13 protein-coding genes are annotated in these 18174 nt (G+C 57.3%); 6 read left to right on the forward strand and 7 right to left on the reverse strand.

The genetic code is table 11. The features are described from left to right. Positions 1–105 precede the first annotated feature (105 nt). Together Q0Z93_RS05525 and Q0Z93_RS05530 are read right to left on the reverse strand one after the other, a co-directional pair. Entirely contained in the window at positions 106–936 is an 831-nt protein-coding gene (locus tag Q0Z93_RS05525; protein WP_298063551.1) for a TPM domain-containing protein, read from the reverse strand. A 14-nt stretch (positions 937–950) separates the two neighbouring features. Beyond that, a complete protein-coding gene (locus Q0Z93_RS05530; protein WP_298063519.1) occupies positions 951–1541 on the reverse strand; it encodes a LemA family protein in 591 nt (196 codons plus the stop codon). Positions 1542–1888: 347 nt separating this feature from the next. Here Q0Z93_RS05530 and Q0Z93_RS05535 point away from each other — a divergent pair, with 347 nt between their 5' ends. The 4 genes from Q0Z93_RS05535 to Q0Z93_RS05550 all read left to right on the forward strand — a co-directional run bounded on the left by Q0Z93_RS05535 (position 1889) and on the right by Q0Z93_RS05550 (position 6091). Beyond that, entirely contained in the window at positions 1889–2842 is a 954-nt protein-coding gene (locus Q0Z93_RS05535) for an ABC transporter ATP-binding protein (RefSeq protein ID WP_298063521.1), read from the forward strand. Between the two features lie 104 nt (positions 2843–2946). Continuing rightward, positions 2947–4230 (forward strand): ABC transporter permease, encoded by a 1284-nt coding sequence (locus Q0Z93_RS05540; RefSeq protein WP_298063524.1) that lies wholly within the window; start codon positions 2947–2949, stop codon positions 4228–4230. A 208-nt stretch (positions 4231–4438) separates the two neighbouring features. Next, entirely contained in the window at positions 4439–5086 is a 648-nt protein-coding gene (locus Q0Z93_RS05545) for an MgtC/SapB family protein (RefSeq protein ID WP_298063527.1), read from the forward strand. Between the two features lie 15 nt (positions 5087–5101). Continuing rightward, entirely contained in the window at positions 5102–6091 is a 990-nt protein-coding gene (locus Q0Z93_RS05550; protein WP_298063530.1) for a glycosyltransferase, read from the forward strand. Between the two features lie 62 nt (positions 6092–6153). Here the strand turns inward: Q0Z93_RS05550 and lon are convergent, their stop codons facing one another. Then, positions 6154–8583 carry an endopeptidase La gene (gene lon, locus Q0Z93_RS05555; RefSeq protein ID WP_298063533.1) on the reverse strand — a complete coding sequence of 810 codons (2430 nt, stop codon included), beginning with the start codon at positions 8581–8583 and terminating at the stop codon, positions 6154–6156. Positions 8584–8785: 202 nt separating this feature from the next. On the opposite strand from lon, the gene Q0Z93_RS05560 reads away from it, so the two are divergent. Then, on the forward strand, positions 8786–11473 hold the full coding sequence (locus Q0Z93_RS05560) for a valine--tRNA ligase (RefSeq protein ID WP_298063537.1): 2688 nt from the start codon (positions 8786–8788) through the stop codon (positions 11471–11473). A gap of 319 nt (positions 11474–11792) precedes the next feature. On the opposite strand, the gene thiL is transcribed toward Q0Z93_RS05560, so the two are convergent. Next, a complete protein-coding gene (thiL, locus tag Q0Z93_RS05565; protein WP_298063541.1) occupies positions 11793–12842 on the reverse strand; it encodes a thiamine-phosphate kinase in 1050 nt (349 codons plus the stop codon). A gap of 405 nt (positions 12843–13247) precedes the next feature. Here thiL and Q0Z93_RS05570 point away from each other — a divergent pair, with 405 nt between their 5' ends. After that, positions 13248–13823: an adenylate kinase gene (locus Q0Z93_RS05570; protein WP_298063543.1), complete on the forward strand. Its 576-nt coding sequence runs from the start codon at positions 13248–13250 to the stop codon at positions 13821–13823. Positions 13824–13971: 148 nt separating this feature from the next. Here Q0Z93_RS05570 and Q0Z93_RS05575 read toward each other — a convergent pair whose 3' ends face one another. The 3 genes from Q0Z93_RS05575 to Q0Z93_RS05585 all read right to left on the reverse strand — a co-directional run bounded on the left by Q0Z93_RS05575 (position 13972) and on the right by Q0Z93_RS05585 (position 17127). Beyond that, positions 13972–15330 carry a DUF1343 domain-containing protein gene (locus Q0Z93_RS05575; protein ID WP_298063545.1) on the reverse strand — a complete coding sequence of 453 codons (1359 nt, stop codon included), beginning with the start codon at positions 15328–15330 and terminating at the stop codon, positions 13972–13974. Between the two features lie 143 nt (positions 15331–15473). After that, a complete protein-coding gene (locus tag Q0Z93_RS05580) occupies positions 15474–15860 on the reverse strand; it encodes a TraR/DksA C4-type zinc finger protein (protein WP_298063547.1) in 387 nt (128 codons plus the stop codon). A gap of 115 nt (positions 15861–15975) precedes the next feature. Further along, a complete protein-coding gene (locus Q0Z93_RS05585) occupies positions 15976–17127 on the reverse strand; it encodes a cytochrome d ubiquinol oxidase subunit II (RefSeq protein WP_298063549.1) in 1152 nt (383 codons plus the stop codon). Positions 17128–18174 lie beyond the last annotated feature (1047 nt).

Here is an 18174-nt window from a genome sequence, read left to right on the forward strand (position 1 = left end):
TATGCCGAGGTAGCGCGAGGAAGCCGGAGGCAAAACAAGCGAAGCGCAGTTAAAGAGAACAGTTCCCTCAAACATAGGGTAATGAAATAAACGAACGGTTTAAAATCAAAATGATCTTCCGGCGCCGCCACCGCCGCCCATACCGCCGCCGAAACCCCCGAAACCGCCACCGCCCAAGCCACCACCACGTCCCCCGAAACCACCTATGATCGGAGGAAAAACGATCGGCCCGCGCCGGTACCTCCGCCAGTCATCCGAGCCCCCGCCAGAGCCACCCTCGTCATCGCCCCCACCCTTGTACGACTTGCTCAAAATAATAAAAATGAAAACAATCACCCCCACCGAAAACAAGCCGCTGATCCAGTCGAAAACATCCCCCTTTTTCTTCTTCGCCACAGCCTGATATTCGCCCCGCACCGCCGCACGCACCGCAGCCGTTCCCGCCGCCACAGCCCCGTAATAATCCGGATCGCCTCCCTGCAAGTAAGGCATCATGTCATTGTCGATGATCCGCCCCGCCGTGATGTCCGGCAAAGCCCCCTCCAAGCCATATCCCACCGCAATGAAAACCTCCCCGCCGCCATACCGGTTCCGCGGTTTGACCAGCATCACCACACCGTTATCATGTTCCTTGCTGCCCACCCCCCACTTTTCGAGTATCCGCGTCGCATACTCCGAAGCCGGATATCCGTCCAGATCGTTTACCGTCACCACCGCCACCTGCGTCGACGTGGCCCGGTCGAAAGCCACGAGACTGTCCTCCAGCGCCCGCAACTGCGCCCCCGAAAACAGATGCGCATAGTCGTTCACCAACCTCGGCGGCGACATCGGCTGCGGAATCGGCTGGGCATAAGAATCCCCCGCCCCGAAAACCGCAAAACCCGCAACCAGCACCAAAGCGACGACAAAACTCCTTATGTTCCGGACACGAAGCATCACAGGCAAAATCCTTAAAACTGAACCTCCGGCGCCTTCTCAGCCCCCGCCGCAGCCGCGAAGAAACTCTTAGGCGTGAAGCCGAACATACCTGCAATCAGGTTGCGCGGAAACTGCTGCACGTAGACATTGTACGACTGCACCATCTCGTTGAACCGGCGCCGCTCCACGGCAATGCGGTTCTCCGTCCCCTCGAGCTGCGTCTGCAAGTCGCGGAAGTTCTGGTTCGCCTTCAGATCGGGATATGCCTCCGAAATGGCCATCAAACGGCTCAAAGCCGACGAAAGCTCGCCCTGCGCCTGCGCATACTCGGCCAGCGTCTGCTCGTTCAGATCGTTGAAGTTCACCTGCATCTGCGTCGCCCTGGCCCGCGCATCCACCACTCCTTCGAGCGTCGATTGCTCGTGCGCCGCATAACCCTTCACCGTATTGACTAAATTCGGAATCAGATCGGCACGCCGCTGGTACTGATTCTCGACATTGGCCCACTGCGCCGCAACCCCCTGGCTGCGACTCACCAATTCATTATAAGTTCCTTTGAGCCAGAAGAAAATCCCCAGCGCGGCCACGATGACGATCACGAGAATCCAAATGCCTTTTTTCATAACGATAATTCTTTACGTTCTACAAATATAGGATTTTACTCCGAAAAACGCGAAACGGCAGCGAAATTCCGACGCTCGTAGAATCCTTGCCAATCCCGCACCGGAATGCCAGGGGCCACCCAAGTCCGGTTGCCGGGGCACCGCCTCCGGCCACTCCCCTACTCCGCCTCCGTTTACCCGCTGCCGCCGGGCCTGTTCTCCGAACGCCCCTTTCCGCCCCCGGCGAATAAATAGGATCGCGGCTCTTTCCTTTCCATAACGGCGAATGTATGGATCTCGGTTGCACGTTCCTAATTTTTACATACATTTGTCATATACCATCAAAATACACCGAAAAATCGCTGGTTATGGGCGACATTCTATCGGCGGAGAACATCATCAAACAATATGCCGGACACCGTGCGCTGGACGACGTGAGCCTTTCGGTGCCCGAAGGTTCGATCTACGGGCTGCTGGGGCCGAACGGCGCGGGCAAAACCACGCTGCTCCGCATCATCAACCGCATCACGGCGCCGGACAGCGGGACACTGAAATTCGACGAACGGCCCATGACGGCGGACGACGTCTGCCGGATCGGCTACCTGCCGGAGGAACGGGGACTTTACAAAAAGATGAAGGTGGGCGAACAGGCGCTCTACCTCGCGCGGCTCAAGGGCCTCGACAAGACGGAGGCCCGGACGCAGTTGGAGATGTGGTTCCGCAAGTTCAATATCATGGGGTGGTGGGATCGCAAGGTGGACGAACTGAGCAAGGGGATGGCCCAGAAGGTGCAGTTCATCGTGACGGTGATCCACCGGCCGCGCCTGCTGATCTTCGACGAACCGTTCAGCGGTTTCGATCCGATCAACGCGCAGCTGCTGCGGGACGAGATACTGAACCTGCGCGACGAGGGGGCGACGGTGATCTTCTCGACGCACAACATGGCTTCGGTGGAGGAGATTTGCGACCATATCACGCTGATCAACAAGTCGCGGAACATTCTGACGGGGCCGGTGGACGAAATCCGGCGCAGCTGGGGCACGGGGAGCTACCGGGTGGATTTCGCCGGCGATCCGGTGCAGCTGGCCGGAGCGGTGGATGGGCTTTGTTCGTCGGAACCGGCCGCGCCGGAAGCGTCGGCGGATGCCGACCGGCTGAACTCGCTTGTATTGACGCCTTTGACGCGGGACATCCGGGTGCGCGAGCTGGTGGGACGGATCAACGAGACGGTCGAGATCCACGGCTTCCGGGAGATGATCCCTTCCATGAACGACATCTTTATCCGGGCGGTGGAGGCTTCCGACGATCCGACGGAAAAATAACTTTCCACCTGCCCTGCGATTCGACGGAACCGCCCCGCAGCTTCCAAAGCCTGTCGGGACGCCGCAGGCCTCGGCCCGAATCCAAATCCTAATCTACAAACATCATGAGCAAAATAGCCCTTATCATACAGCGCGAGTTCAACCAGCGGGTGCGCAAGCGCAGCTTCATCATCATGACCATCCTGATGCCGATCCTGATGGCGGGCCTGATGATCGTGCCGGTGCTGATCGCCCAATACGGCTCTTCGCCGTCGGCTGCGCGGGAGATCGTGGTGGTCGATTCGTCGGGTGTCGTGGCCCCGGCCCTGCGCGACGAACAAGGTTTGGCTTTCACGGCGACGGCTATGACTTACGACAGCGCCCGCATGGCTCCGCAGTACAGCGGGGCGTTCGGATTCCTGGTCGTCGGGCCGCAAGTCGTCGGGAATCCGTCGGAACTGACGCTCTACACGCGCGAAAGCTCGACCCTGGCGATCGAGAACAATATCCGCGAGCAGGTGCGGCGGGCCGTCTACCAAAAACGCATCGAACAGGCGAATGTGCCGGGGCTGGATTCCATTCTCGAGCGTTTGCAGGTCTATCCCGTGCTGACTACCTACCGGCTCGACGCGCGGGCGGGTGGTGAGGGGGCTGCCCGCGAAAGCTCGTCGGCGATTTCGATGGGGGTATCCTATGCCTTGGGATTCATCATCTATCTGTTCATCTTTATTTACGGGGCGGCGATCATGCAGGGGGTGATCGAGGAGAAGAGCAACCGCATCGTGGAGGTGATCGTCTCGTCGGTGAAGCCGTTCCAGCTGATGATGGGCAAGATCATCGGCATGGCATTGGTGGCTTTGACGCAGTTCGCGGTCTGGGTGGTGCTGATCGGGGGCACGATGCTGGCGATCCAGCATTTCGCCCTGGGCTGCGCAGATGCGATGCCGGCCGAACTGACCACGGCGGTCAAGTCGCTGGACGGAATTTTCCTGCTGAAAATGGCGGGGGCGTTCTTGCTTTTCTTCACGGGGGGCTACTTGCTCTATGCCTCGATGTATGCGGCAGTGGGGAGCGCGGTGGAGAATGTGCAGGACACGCAGCAGTTGCAGCTGCCGATCACTATTCCGCTGTTTCTGGCTGTCGTGGTGATGATGAATGTGATGCACGATCCGACCAATACGGTGGCGTTCTGGTTCAGCATCATCCCGTTCACTTCGCCGATCATCATGATCGCGCGCATTCCGTTCGGGGTGCCGGCCTGGGAGGTCGCCTTGTCGGCGGTGCTGCTCTACGCGACATTCCTGCTGATTGTCTCGCTGGCGGCCAAGATTTACCTCACGGGTATTTTCATGTACGGCAAAAAACCGACGCTGGGCGAGATGTTGCGCTGGATCCGGTACAAGGGATAATTCCGGCTTTTCGGATATGTATTCTACGGCACCGGCGGTGGAAACCGACGTTACAACTGCCGCGGGCGGCTTAAAAATCAGGTACGGTTCCATACAGAATAGTGCCAAATAAACCTACGATTACCTTTTTCTGTCGGAGTGCATAGGGTACAAAAGCCAGAAAACATATATATTTACCGTAATAACTATAAAAATAAAATCACGCAAAATGGTATGGACCTTCATACTGCGGCTTGCAGTAGCCGCCGCAGTGGGCGGCATCATCGGTTTCGACCGCGAATACCGGGCCAAAGAAGCCGGACTGCGCACACACTTTCTCGTTGCGTTAGGCAGCGCCCTCTTCATGATCGTCTCGATGTACGGATTCGGCGACGGAGCCGTCGGCGATCCGGGGCGCGTGGCCGCGCAAGTGGTGACCGGAATCGGCTTTATCGGCGCAGGCTCCATTATGATCCACAAACAATTCGTAAGAGGGCTGACCACCGCGGCCGGATTGTGGGCGACAGCCGGAATCGGACTGGCCATCGGAGGAGGAATGTACTGGGTCGGCATAGCAGCCATGCTTCTGACACTCGCCGGACTGGAACTCTCCACACTCATCTTCAAAAGCATCGGGATCCATACATCGTTGTTGATATTCTCCACATCGGACGACGAAAACTTAGCCAAAGTGCTGGCGCAGATCCATGAAAAAGGATACAACTTAGTGAGTTACGAAGCATCTCATGAAGCGGTGGGCGACAGCGAACTGTTCCGGGTGACGATGGTAGTCAAGACGCGGAATTATGCCGACGACACGCATTTGTTCCAGTTCATGCAGTCGCTCCCCGGGCTGACTATCGAGAAAATGGAGTAATACCTGACTGAAACAATGCACATATTGATCTTTTTCGACGGCATTATACCTGCTGTCAAATACGGAGGAACCGAACGCGTGATCTGGGGATTGGGCAAGGCTTTGAAACGGCAGGGACACCGGGTGACTTATCTGGTCGGCAAAGGTTCGCAGTGCGACTTTGCCCCCGTATTCATCTATGATCCTTCGCGTCCGTTTCGGGAGCAGATTCCGGCAGGCGTCGATCTGGTTCATCTGCACCAGAACCTGGCCGAGGAACTCGACCGGCCGTATGTCTATACCGAACATACCAACGGGGCGGGCGACGCCTTGCTGCCGCTCAATACGATTTTCATATCCTGCGATCAGACCCGGCGCTACGGCGGAGCGACATACGTTCATAACGGGTTAGAGTGGGACGAGTACGGGACACCGGATTGGGGGGCGAAACGGTCGTACTTTCATTTTCTGGGCAATGCAGCCTGGCGGGTCAAGAATGTACGCGGAGCCATCGACGTGGTGCGGGGGATGCCGGGCGAGCGACTGGTCGTGCTGGGGGGTACACGGCTCAACTTCAAGATGGGATTCCGCCTCACCTTATCCCCGAAAATCCGTTTTGCCGGAATGGTCGGCGGAGAAGAAAAATTGAAATGGTTAGCCAGGTCCAAAGGTCTTGTCTTTCCGGTCAGATGGCACGAGCCTTTCGGTCTGGCCATCATAGAAAGCCTGTATTTCGGCGCTCCGGTGTTCGGTACGCCTTACGGTTCGCTGCCGGAATTGGTGATTCCCGACGTGGGATTCCTCTCGTGCAGCTGTTCCGAGTTGAGGCGGGCGGCGGAAGCGGCGGAAGGGTATTCGCGGCAGCGATGCCATGAGTTTGCGCGGGAGACGTTTTCGTCGGATCGGATGGCGGCGGGCTACGTGGCGTGCTATGAACGGGTGCTGAACGGAGAAACGCTCAACCCGGCACCCCCTCGGCTTCGGAAAATCCCGGGAGAGGGCCGATTCCTGCCGTGGAATCCTTGAGAAACGCGACGAGGGCCGTTCAGCATGAACGGCCCTCGTCGCATTCGGGAAAATATCCGGTGTTATACCAACGCCAGCTTCAACACGTCGTCTAATGTCTCCACATAATGGAAAGTCAATCCTTTGACGTACTCCGCCTTGATGTCCTCGATATCCTTGCGGTTTTCGGCGCTCAGGATAATATCGGTAATCCCGGCCCGTTTCGCGGCCAGAATCTTCTCCTTGACACCCCCCACCGGCAAGACCTTGCCCCGCAGGGTCGTTTCGCCTGTCATGGCATACCGCGCCTGCACTTTCCGTCCCGTAAAGACCGACGCCAGCGCCGTCACCATCGTGATCCCGGCCGACGGGCCGTCTTTCGGGATCGCCCCTTCCGGCACGTGAATGTGGATATCGTTCTCCTCGAACAGTTTCTGGTCGATGCCCAGTTGATCCGCATGCGCCTTGACCCAGCCCAGCGCAATGGATGCCGACTCCTTCATCACGTCGCCCAGATTCCCGGTGATGATCAGGCCGCCTTTGCCTTTGCTGAGCGACGACTCGATGTAGAGAATGTCGCCGCCCACTTCCGTCCAGGCCAGACCCGTCACCACCCCTACATGTTCGTTGCCCTCATACATTTCATTGAGGTAGCGCGGCACACCGAGTATCTTTTCGACCATGGCCGGAGTAACCTCCGCTTCGTAAGTCTCTTCCATGCCGATCTCCTTCGCCCGGTACCGCACGATCTTCGCGATCAATTTGTCCAGCGTCCGCACCCCCGACTCGCGGGTGTATTCCGAGATGATCTTCTCGATGGATTTCTTGCCCAGCTTGAGCTTTTCCGCCGGCACCCCGTGCGCCTCCAACTGTTTGGGCAGCAAGTGCCGCCGGACGATTTCGACTTTTTCCTCCAACAGGTACCCCGAGACGTTGATCATCTCCATCCTGTCCCGCAGCGCCGGGGAGATATTCCCCACGTTGTTCGCCGTGGCGATGAACAAGACTTTAGAGAGGTCGTACTCCGTGTCCAAGTAGTTGTCGTGGAACGTGCTGTTCTGCTCCGGGTCGAGCACCTCGAGCAAGGCCGACGCCGGATCGCCGTGGTTCGACTGTCCGACCTTGTCGATCTCGTCCAGGATAATAACCGGGTTCGACGACCCTGCGCGCCGGATCGTCTGCAAAATCCGCCCCGGCATGGCCCCGATATAAGTCCGCCTGTGCCCCCTGATCTCCGCCTCGTCGTGCATCCCGCCCAGCGAGATACGTCCGAATTTCCGCTTGAGCGATGCCGCCACAGACTTGCCCAAAGAGGTCTTCCCCACCCCCGGAGGCCCGTACAGGCACAGGATCGGCGATTTCAAGTCCCCCTTGAGTTTGAGCACCGCGAGGTGTTCCAATATGCGTTCTTTCACGTCATCTAACCCGAAATGGTCTTTGTCCAAATGTTTCTTGGCCCGTTTCAGGTCGAGGTTATCCTTGGTCACTTCGTCCCACGGCAGCTCCAGCATCAACTGCAGATAATTCATCTGCACCGAGTACTCCGCCACCGCCGGGTTCATCCGGTCGAGTTTGCCCAACTCCTTGTAAAATAGTTCCTTAACGGAGTCGCTCCATTTCTTGGTCTCTGCCTTTTCGCGCAGTTCGTCCAGCTCCCGTTCCGACGGGTTTCCGCCCAGTTCGTCCTGGATCGTCCGCATCTGCTGCTGGAGGAAGTATTCCCGCTGCTGCTGGTCGATGTCCTCCTTGACTTTGCTCTGAATCTCGTTCTTGAGCTCGATGAGCTGCAGCTCGCGCACCAGGATTTCCAGCAGTTTCCGTGCCCGCGCGATGAGCCCCGGCGCCTCTAACAGCGCCTGCCGGTCGGTATCCGGCAGATCGATGTTGGAACTGATGAAGTTGATGATGCCGCGCCGGCTGTCGATGTTCTTGATGGCGAACGTAGCCTCCTGGGGAATGCTCGACGACTGGCCGATGATTTTCAGGGCGATCTCTTTGACCGATTCGATCAGCGCGTCCAGTTCGATGTTCGATTTCTCCGGAGTGAGGTCTTTCAGCGGGCGCACATGGGCCTTGAAGAACGGGTCGGAGCTGATAAATTCCCGTATCTCGAACTTCTCGACGCCGTGCAGAATGACCGTCAGATTTCCGTTCGGCATTTCGAGCACTTTGAGTATCCGCGCAGCGGTGCCTACCGAATACAAGTCCTCCGGCCCCGGATTTTCGACTTCGGTCTCCTTTTGGAGCAGCGCGCCGAGCATACCGCCGTTCTGATCGACGTCCCGCACCAATTTCATCGACTTTTCGCGCCCCACCGTGATCGGCGTAATGGCCCCCGGAAACAGAACCGAGCTGCGCAGGGTCAGGATCGGCAGGGTGTCGGGCAGTGTCGCCCCGTGCGGAGTGTCGTCGTCGTCCGGCGAAATGATGGGTATGACCTGGCTTTTACCGTCCAGCATATCCGATATGCCGGAGAGCCGGTCGAATAGTTTATTATCTTTTTTATTGCTCATATTTTCTCTTTGCTTCCGGGTCTCCGGGTGGCCGGGACCGGATATAAATTACGAAGGTACTAAAAAAAACGCGGAACGGGTATATCTTATAGTGCTCATTCTGCGCATTGGGTGCGGTTAATCGGAAACTGTTTTGTATTTTTGCATTTCGAGTTTTTGCAAAAAGTGTGCAAAAGAGCGATTGGTTTAAAAATCGGACAAAATGACAGAGATACCTGCCAAATACGACCCGGCCGAAAAAGAGGACAAGTGGTACCGCTATTGGTTGGACAACGGATTTTTCCATTCGGAACCGGATGGACGGGAACCTTACACGATCGTGATTCCGCCGCCCAATGTGACGGGGGTCTTGCATATGGGGCATATGCTCAACAATACGATTCAGGACGTCTTGGTGCGCCGGGCGCGGATGCAGGGGAAGAATGCCTGCTGGGTGCCGGGGACGGATCATGCGTCGATCGCGACGGAGGCGAAGGTGGTGCAGAAGCTGGCGGCGGAAGGCATCCGGAAAACCGATCTCACGCGCGAGGAGTTTCTGAAACATGCGTGGGCGTGGAAGGAAAAACACGGGGGGATCATTCTGGAACAGCTCAAGAAGTTGGGGGCTTCGTGCGACTGGGCGCGGACGAAGTTCACAATGGATCAACGCTTGAGCGACGCCGTGATCCATGTCTTCGTCGATCTCTACAACAAGGGGAAGATTTACCGCGGGGTGCGGATGGTGAACTGGGACCCGGCGGCGCTGACGGCGATCTCGGACGAAGAGGTCATTTATAAGGAGGAGCACGGGAAACTCTATTATCTCCGCTACCGGGTTGAGGATGATCCGCAGGGGCGGTATGCGGTGGTGGCGACGACGCGGCCGGAGACGATCATGGGGGATACGGCGATGTGCATCAACCCGAACGACCCGAAAAATGCGTGGCTCAAGGGGCGGCGGGTGATCGTGCCGCTGGTGGGGCGGTCGATTCCGGTGATCGAGGACGAGTATGTGGACATCGAGTTCGGGACGGGGTGCCTGAAGGTGACGCCGGCGCACGACGTGAACGACTATATGTTGGGGGAAAAGCACGGGCTGCCGAGCATCGACATTTTCAACGACAACGGGACGATTTCACCGGCGGGGGGGATGTATGTGGGGATGGATCGGTTCGAGGTGCGGCGGCAGATCGAGATCGACTTGCAAAATGCCGGGCTGCTCGAAAAGGTCGAGGCGTATACCAACAAGGTGGGAACGTCGGAGCGCAGCGGGGCGGTGATCGAACCGAAACTCTCGATGCAGTGGTTCCTGCGGATGAGCGACCTCGCGAAACCGGCGCTGCGGGCGGTGATGGAGGATACGATTCGGTTGGTGCCGGCCAAGTTCAAGAATACCTATCGGCACTGGATGGAGAATGTGAAGGACTGGTGCGTGAGCCGGCAGCTGTGGTGGGGGCAGCAGATTCCGGCGTATTATATCCCTCAGTCGATGGGGGGCGGATTCGTCGTGGCGGAGACGCTGGGTGAAGCGGTTGCGCTGGCGCGGGCAAAAACAGGGAACGACGGCTTGACGGAGGCGGACTTGACGCGCGATCCGGATGTGCTGGACACGTGGTTCAGCTCGTGGCTGTGGCCGCAGTCGGTCTTCGACGGGATATTGAATCCGGGGAATGCGGAAATCAAATACTATTACCCGACCAACGACTTGGTGACGGCGCCGGAGATTCTGTTCTTCTGGGTGGCACGGATGATTATGGCGGGGTACGAATATCAGGGGGAACGGCCTTTCAGTCATGTTTACCTGACGGGGATCGTGCGGGACAAGAAGCGGCGGAAGATGAGCAAATCGTTGGGAAATTCGCCCGACCCGCTGGACTTGATCGCCAAGTACGGGGCGGACAGCGTGCGGGTGGCGATGATGCTGTGCTCTTCGGCGGGGAACGACATCATCTGGGACGATTCGCTGATCGAACAGGGGCGGAATTTCGGGAACAAGATCTGGAATTCGTTCCGGCTGGTCAAGATGTGGGATGCCTCTTCCGCGGAGGCGGCGGTACCGGCGGAACAGCCTGAGGCTGCCAAAATGGCGGTCGAATGGTTCGGGGCGAAATTAGCGATGACGGTGGCGGAAATCGACGAACATTTCGCGGCGTTCCGGATTTCGGATGCGTTGATGGCGCTGTACCGGCTGTTCTGGGAGGATTTCTCGGGCTGGTACCTCGAAATGGTGAAGCCGGCTTACGGGATGCAGATGGACGGGGCTACGTATCAGGCTACGATCGGCTTTTTCGAGCAGCTGTTGCAGCAGCTGCACCCGTACATGCCGTTCATCACGGAGGAGATCTGGCACTACATCGCGCCGCGGGGAGCGAAGGATTCGATTATGGTGAGCCGCTATGCTCCGGGCGGTGTGACGCCGGAACAGACGGCTTGTGTCGAACGTTTCGAGCTGGTGAAGGAGATCGTGGGGGGGATTCGGAATGTGCGCAAGACGAAGAATATCGCGCAGAAGGAGGCATTGACGTTGATCTGTGCGGCGGACGAGAACTATCCGGCGGAATTTGCAGCGGTGATTGCGAAGATGGGGAATCTGTCGTCTATCGTACCTTTGGCTTCCTCGGCGGGGGATTCGGAGGCGGCTAAGCCGGCGGGTGCGGCGGCATTCATGGTGAAGACGACGGAATACTTTATTCCGCTGGGTTCCATGATCGATGCGGAGGCGGAGCGGGAGCGCTTGACGAAGGAGCTGGACTATGCGCGGGGCTTTTTAGCGAGCGTGCTGAAGAAGCTCTCCAACGAACGATTCGTGCAGAATGCGCCGGAGCAGGTGGTGGCGAACGAGCGGGCGAAACAGGCGGATGCGCAGGCGAAGATCAAAGCGTTGGAAGAGCAATTGGCGGCATTGGAATAGCCGATCATAAATTAAGGCTCGGCCGGCCGGTTTCCGGCGGCTGTCGAACGTATAGGAGAAACTGAACATGGCAATGGCGGCGTAGCACATGCGTCGTCGACTGGACATATGTTTCGCAAGTCGATTGCCGGAACGAGCGGTTTTGGTTCAGCAGGTCGCAGCCTGTCACGCGGAACTCCGCATAGCGGCGCTTTTGCCGAGCCGCGCGCTCGCGGTAATCCGCTTGCGTATTCCGCCTCAAGCCTTATAGATTCTCGGGACCCAGTCTCCGCTCATACAAGCGGACAGGAGCAACTGTCCGTCTATTCCAAAGCAGGGCTTATTTTTCTCCCTTTTCCTCCACCCGCGCCGTCCAGTCCGGGGCCTGAATCCGGATCTCGCCCCCGTCTGGCGTCACCAAAGCCGCTCCTTCGGCCGCCGGCACGATATGTCCGATCACATCCACTCCCGGCATCGCCAGCAGTTCCTGATGCTTGTCCAGCGGTGCGGCAAACAGCAGCTCGAAGTCGTCGCCTCCGTTCAGAGCCGCCACCACCGGATCGATGTGCATCTCTTCCGCCATCTTGAATGTGTCCGATGCGATCGGGATGCGGTTGAGGTAAATCCGCACCCCGACGTCCGACCGCCGGCACAGGTGCAGTGCCGCCGATGCCAGCCCCCGTGTCACGTCGATCATCGCCGTCGGTTTGATCTTCTCCTCGCGCAGCTGCTGCAGGATGTCCACCCGCGCCTCCGGTTTCAACTGCCGTTGCAGAATATAGACCTGGTCTTTGCCGATCTCCGGCCGGCTCACGTTATTTCCTGCCAGCACCCGTTTCTCCCGTTCCAGAAGCTGCAATCCCATATAAGCCGCCCCCAGGTCGCCTGTCACGCACAGTAAATCCGTATTTTTCGCCCCGCTGCGCAGGGTCAGTTCTTCGTCCGATGTCGAACCGATCACGGTCGCCATGAGGTTCAGCCCTGTCAGCGATGCCGAGGTGTTGCCGCCCACCAAGTCCAGCTTGTATTCGTCCGTGGCCCGCTTGATTCCGTCGTACAGGGCGGTGGCGTCTTCCACCGAGAATTTGGCCGACAGCCCGATGCTGACAGTCAGATACTCCGCCCGGGCGTTCATCGCGCAGATATTCGATACGGCTGCTACCACGAGTTTGTATCCCAAATGTTCCAAAGGGGTGTAGGTCAGGTCGAAGTCGATCCCTTCGAGCATTGTGGCCTCGCTGATCACTTCGTACCATCCTCCGCGGTCGATCACGGCACCGTCGTCGCCGATCCCTTGCCGGATGTGGGTGTTGCTGCTGGTGGCGAAGGGCTGGGTCAGCTGTTCGACGAAGGCGACTTTGCCTAAGGTTGATATTTCGGTGTGTTTCATTTTCTTCGGACTTGTCTTGTTGCTTGCAAATTTAAGATTAAAAAAATATCTTTACCTCTTCGTTTTATTCAACTGTTCGTTTAATCTTTACCCTACTGTGAGTGACTGTTCTTTCTTTGAAAAGAAAGAACCAAAGAAACTTTCAGATAGCTGCGCTACTCCTTAGGCTCCGCAGTCCTCTTGCATTGCGTTTTCTTTGGGGTGTGGCAATAGCGGGTATAAGGTAATCACTCGATAACCCGCTATTGCTCACACCCCAAAAGAATCAAAGCCAAGGGTACCCGGCAGGCTCAAGAGATGCGTAAGCATCTCAATAAGTTTTTCTGGTTCTCTTTGTTCACAAAGAGAACAGTTCACTCAAACATAGGGTAATGAAATAAACGAACAGTTAAAAGATCAAAGAATATGTTAAACATTGTGTTATTCGGCCCTCCGGGGGCCGGCAAAGGCACCCAGGCAGAGAAGCTACAGAAAAAATACGGGATTCTCCACCTTTCGACCGGCGAAGTGATCCGCGACGAGATGAGCCGCGGCACAGAGTTAGGCAAACAAGCCGCCAGACAGATGGAAGGAGGGAAACTGGCTTCCGACGAATTGGTGTTGGGAATCATCGAGAAATACATCGAAGAACACAAGTCCGCGCCGGGCGTCATTTTCGACGGCTTTCCGCGCACCTTGCCGCAGGCGGAAGCATTCGACAAAATGCTGGCCCAAAAAGGCACCGGAGTGACCATCATGCTGGCGCTCGAAGTGCCGGAGAAAGTAGTGATCGACCGTATTCTGACCCGCGGCAAGACCAGCGGCCGGGCAGACGACCAAAACATCGACACGATCAAAAACCGCATCGAAGTCTACGAAAAACAGACGGCCGTGGTAGCCGATTTTTATAAAAAAGAGGGTAAGTTCCGCGCCGTGGATGGAGTGGGAACGATCGACGAGATTTTCGGACGCTTGTGCGAAGCGATCGACGCGCTCAGATAAGGAATCAGAGAATAAGGAAAGAACCGGATCGCCCGTTCAACGGAATTATTTCATCTGGCGGCGGCACCGTATAAACCCAACGGCCCGATCCCTTTCGCCGGCCGGCGAAAGGGATCGCTCTGTTTTTGGAACAAAAGAAAATCCATTCTCAATACAACAAATAACGTTCTCTGGCGGCGAGAAATGCCGCAGAAGGCCGCCACAAAGCCTTCATTTCAGGCGTCACCCGACAACCCGCACCGACAAAGAGCCGCCGCAGCCGATCCGTCCCCAGCACCTTGTCGAACATCGAGAGGCGCGAACCCGCAGCCGCCGAAATCGGTTTCCGGGCCGGATACATCGCCGCCAGCTCCTGCATCACATAGAACGGCACCAGGGTCAGCACCGCCCCCGTTGCAGACGAATCAGTCAGATAGATCTGCACTCCGTGCTGCTCGACATCCTTCCCCGCCCCGTAGAACGGTTTGTAATGGATAGGCCGGAACCGAAATCCCTTGAGCTCCGGCAACGCATTCAGCCTTCTCGCCAAAGAATCGGCATCCGCGATCCACGGCGCCGCGATCGTTCGGAACGGCAAAGTGTACCCCACCCCGATTTGCAGCGTCCCAAGTTCGCCCACCGTGCCGGTCACCGGATAATAGAATGCACTTTCCGGAGTCGGTATGTGCGGCGAGGTCGGCACCCACGGCAGGCCGCAGTCATTCCACGTCCTATTCCGCCGCCACCCTTGCATCGGGATCACGGTCAAATCGCACTGCACCCCGCCTTTGAGCATCTTCTCCCCGTTCAGCAACCGCGCCAGCTCTCCCACCGTCATCCCGTGCACGTAAGGCACCGGATAAGCGCTCACGAAAGACGAGAATCCCGGGTCTATCGTCTCACAGCCCTCGATCCGCAAACCCCCGAGCGGATTCGGCCGGTCGAGCACCATAAACGGCACTCCGCATTCGGCAGCGGCTTCCATCGCCAGCCCCATGGTCGAGATATAGGTATAGCTCCGCGACCCGATGTCCTGTATATCGAAAACCAATACGTCGATCCCTTCCAGCATCGCCCGCGCGGGTTTCTTCGCCGCCCCATAAAGACTGAACACCCGCACGCCCGACTTCGGGTCGGTTTCCGCCGCCACGGTCTCGCCCGCCGCCGCATTGCCGCGCACCCCGTGCTCCGGCCCGTACAATGCAACCAATCGGAGCACTCCCCTCCGCGACGCACTGTCCAGTATGTCGACTGTCGAGACCAACCGCGAATCCACTCCCGTCGGATTGGTGATCAGCCCCACCCGTTTTCCTCTCAAAGCCGCGAAATCCGTATCCCGGAGCACTTCGATCCCCGTTTTCACCGGCAGCTGTTCCAACCCGTGCGGCACGTTCCCCGTCTGCACCGTCGAATCGCCCCGGCATTCCTCGCGTCCCGCCCCGTCGGGTACCGGCCGCACCTGCTGCGCTCCGGCGAGCACGCTCCAGAAGACCAGCAACAGGATCAGGATTCTGTGTTTCGATTTCATAGACTTTTCCATTTCATGATTTCATACGGTACCTCATCATGCCCGGAACGACACCGTAAAACAAAAAAGGGATACCGTGTGACAAGTATCCCCCTCTGTTGTTCGTAGTAAAGCAACAAGAAGTGTACAGGAAAAATCAGCAGCTATTTAACCCCGCTCTCCTTAGCCTCGATACTGAGTGTCGCATGCGGCACCACCCGCAGCCGCTCCTTGGGAATCAGTTTCCCCGTTTCCCGGCAAATGCCGTACGTCTTGTTTTCGATCCGCACCAAGGCCGCCTCCAAGTTCTGAATGAACTTGTACTGCCGCGCGGCCAACCGCCCGGACTCCTCCTTAGACAATGTAGCCGCTCCTTCCTCCAGAATCTTGAACGTCGGCGAGGTGTCGTCCGTCCCGTTGCTGGAAGTGTGGGTGATGGTGGCCCTCAGCAGTTCGTAGTCGGCTTTGGCTTTTTCGAGCTTGTCCAGTATAATCTCCTTGAATTCAGCCAGCTCAGCGTCCGAATATCTCGTTTTTTCAGTCTCAGCCATAATGCTCCCTCCCTAATCTGTTAATCGGTTAATGTTTATTCGTAAAGATAGGTATTAAAATCAAATTATCCTACATAACGGATCGGGCGCGCTGCAAATTGTCGCCCGGGGCGTGTCAATAGACATGTTCGCTGCTTTCTATTTCGTTACGGGTCACCGGTTTCCGGTTCATCGACCGCCACGCATACCCAATATAGGCAACCACGAAAGGTATCAAAATCGATACCATACTCATCACTTGCAACGTAAATTTCGACGAGCTGCTGTTATAAATCGTCAGGGAGCTTTGCGCATCGGCCAACGAAGGGTAGTAGGCCGTGCCGTTCCACCCTGCCGTCAGCAGCAGGGCCAGCACCGCCGCCACCGTTCCCGCCCCGGCAAACCAGATTCCTTTGCGGCTGCACGAAAATATTCCCCGACCGAGCCCCCACAGCACGGACAATACGCCCCCCGCCAGCAGAACCGCCACTGCCGGCATCTCCAGCAGGTTGTGCCAGTATGCGTACGGTTCAACGGAAATGACACCGGTCGCCGGATCGGCCTTCCAGCCGTCGGAGAGCAGGATGCTGACCAAAAAGATCAGAAAGAAGATGACGAATGCCGGCCCTTCGATAGCCAATGCTTTGCGCGAGCGGACGCGAATGGTGGCGTCGTCGATATTGTTGATGAAATAGAGCAGCCCCAGCGACCGGGCCAGAAACAGCACAGCGAGTCCCAATGCGAGATTCCGGTAGTCGAGTACGGCTTCCAGTCCGTGCCACGGCGTTGTCCAGTGCGAAATAGTCGCTCCGGCGGGGTAAATGTTCCCGACGTTCGCGGTATCGACGATGAAATTGGCGCCGGTGAAGAATGTACCTACAGCAGTCCCGATCAACAAAGGGCCGAGGCTGCCGTTGATAAAGAGAAAGGCGTCGTAGGTTTTCATCCCGAGGAAGTTTCCGGCTTTGGAACGGAATTCGTATGATACGGCTTGTATCACGAAAACGAGCAGGATGGACATCCAGACGTAAAAGGCGCCGCCGAAGCTGGTGGAGTAGAACAGGGGGAAGGAGGCGAAAAAGGCGCCGCCGAATGTCACCAGGGTGGTGAAGGTGATTTCCCATTTCCGACCGAGCGAGTTGACGATCAGGCTTTTGTCTTCGTGGGTTTTTCCGATGGTGTAGAGCTGGCTTTGCCCTCCCTGCACAAATAGCAGGAATACGAGCAGGGCGCCTAACAAGGATACCAAAAACCACCAGTAATGTTGTAGAATTTCCAATGTCGCCATATCCTATTCTGTTTGTTTGACTTGTCTTGTTGTATGGGTTCCTGTCTCATTGGTCGAGACGGGTTCGGTGAACGGGGTAGTCCGGACGCTGCCCCACGCGCCGGGATGCCGCTGGGCACGCGAACCGAGTTATAACTACCCCAACTCCGCAGGCTGCGGCCGAAGTTGTACTTTGACTGCACACAGGCAGAAAGACGGCTCGGCTATGATCTTCCCATGGCGGGCCGGACGCCGCCCCACGGGAGGCCCGCAATAAGGCCGCAAGCGTCCTTGATTGCAGCATCCCGGGCGTCCGACCTCGCTCAAGCATTGACCTCTATCCGCATGCCAGACAAGGGTTGTAACTACCCTCTTATGGCCGGAGCCAGCGGGGCCGTTTAGGGTAATTACAGCCCGGTCGGTGTGCCCGGCGGCACCAGGCCTCCGCAGCCGGGGGCTCCGGCCTGACAAAGAGAGATCATTGAGATCAACCACACTGTTTTTTCGGCACTATTTGTGACCACAGGTTGCGCAGGCCGCAGCCGCCCCCGCGGAGGCCTGGTATCGCTCAGCACCCAAGCCGGGCTGTAACTACCCGAAATATTCTCCGCCGGCTGCACCTCGAAAACTATACTTTGTCCGCGCGCTGGCGGAAATCTTGTTCAAAAGCGCATGCTGCTTTTGAACGATTTCCTTCTCCAGCAATCGCGCGCGGGGTGTCGCTGGGCATTCCAGCGAGGAGTTTGCTCTGCTTTAACAAGAGAAAACTACCCTCGGGCCGGGCAGGCCACTTAATTAAGTCCTCTCAAACTCTAACAAAAGCCCCAACGGGGCCCCGCAGCGGGCTTGCGATACTTTCGTATTGCTCGGGCAGTCTCTACCCCAATTATTCTTTGTTCCGCGCGCCGGGAAAATCAATCGTTTTCAACTTATGTTGAAACCGTCGATTTTCCTTTTTCGGTGTGGCGCGTGGAGATGAACAATTCTTTATCCGCGCGCTGGCGGAAATCTTGTTCAAAAGCGCATGCTGCTTTTGAACGATTTCCTTCTCCAGCAATCGCGCGCGGG

Origin of the sequence: uncultured Rikenella sp. (assembly GCF_947628055.1) — a bacterium.
GTDB lineage: Bacteria > Bacteroidota > Bacteroidia > Bacteroidales > Rikenellaceae > Rikenella.

Bases quoted from the DNA above. Each gene is read 5' to 3' on its own strand.
- thiL (WP_298063541.1), bottom strand. From the start codon at position 12,842: ATGAAACACACCGAAATATCAACCTTAGGCAAAGTCGCCTTCGTCGAA.
- Q0Z93_RS05550 (WP_298063530.1), top strand. From the start codon at position 5,102: ATGCACATATTGATCTTTTTCGACGGCATTATACCTGCTGTCAAATAC.
- Q0Z93_RS05535 (WP_298063521.1), top strand. From the start codon at position 1,889: ATGGGCGACATTCTATCGGCGGAGAACATCATCAAACAATATGCCGGA.
- Q0Z93_RS05580 (WP_298063547.1), bottom strand. From the start codon at position 15,860: ATGGCTGAGACTGAAAAAACGAGATATTCGGACGCTGAGCTGGCTGAA.
- Q0Z93_RS05560 (WP_298063537.1), top strand. From the start codon at position 8,786: ATGACAGAGATACCTGCCAAATACGACCCGGCCGAAAAAGAGGACAAG.
- Q0Z93_RS05540 (WP_298063524.1), top strand. From the start codon at position 2,947: ATGAGCAAAATAGCCCTTATCATACAGCGCGAGTTCAACCAGCGGGTG.
- Q0Z93_RS05545 (WP_298063527.1), top strand. From the start codon at position 4,439: ATGGTATGGACCTTCATACTGCGGCTTGCAGTAGCCGCCGCAGTGGGC.
- Q0Z93_RS05585 (WP_298063549.1), bottom strand. From the start codon at position 17,127: ATGGCGACATTGGAAATTCTACAACATTACTGGTGGTTTTTGGTATCC.
- Q0Z93_RS05530 (WP_298063519.1), bottom strand. From the start codon at position 1,541: ATGAAAAAAGGCATTTGGATTCTCGTGATCGTCATCGTGGCCGCGCTG.
- Q0Z93_RS05525 (WP_298063551.1), bottom strand. From the start codon at position 936: ATGCTTCGTGTCCGGAACATAAGGAGTTTTGTCGTCGCTTTGGTGCTG.
- Q0Z93_RS05570 (WP_298063543.1), top strand. From the start codon at position 13,248: ATGTTAAACATTGTGTTATTCGGCCCTCCGGGGGCCGGCAAAGGCACC.
- Q0Z93_RS05575 (WP_298063545.1), bottom strand. From the start codon at position 15,330: ATGAAATCGAAACACAGAATCCTGATCCTGTTGCTGGTCTTCTGGAGC.
- lon (WP_298063533.1), bottom strand. From the start codon at position 8,583: ATGAGCAATAAAAAAGATAATAAACTATTCGACCGGCTCTCCGGCATA.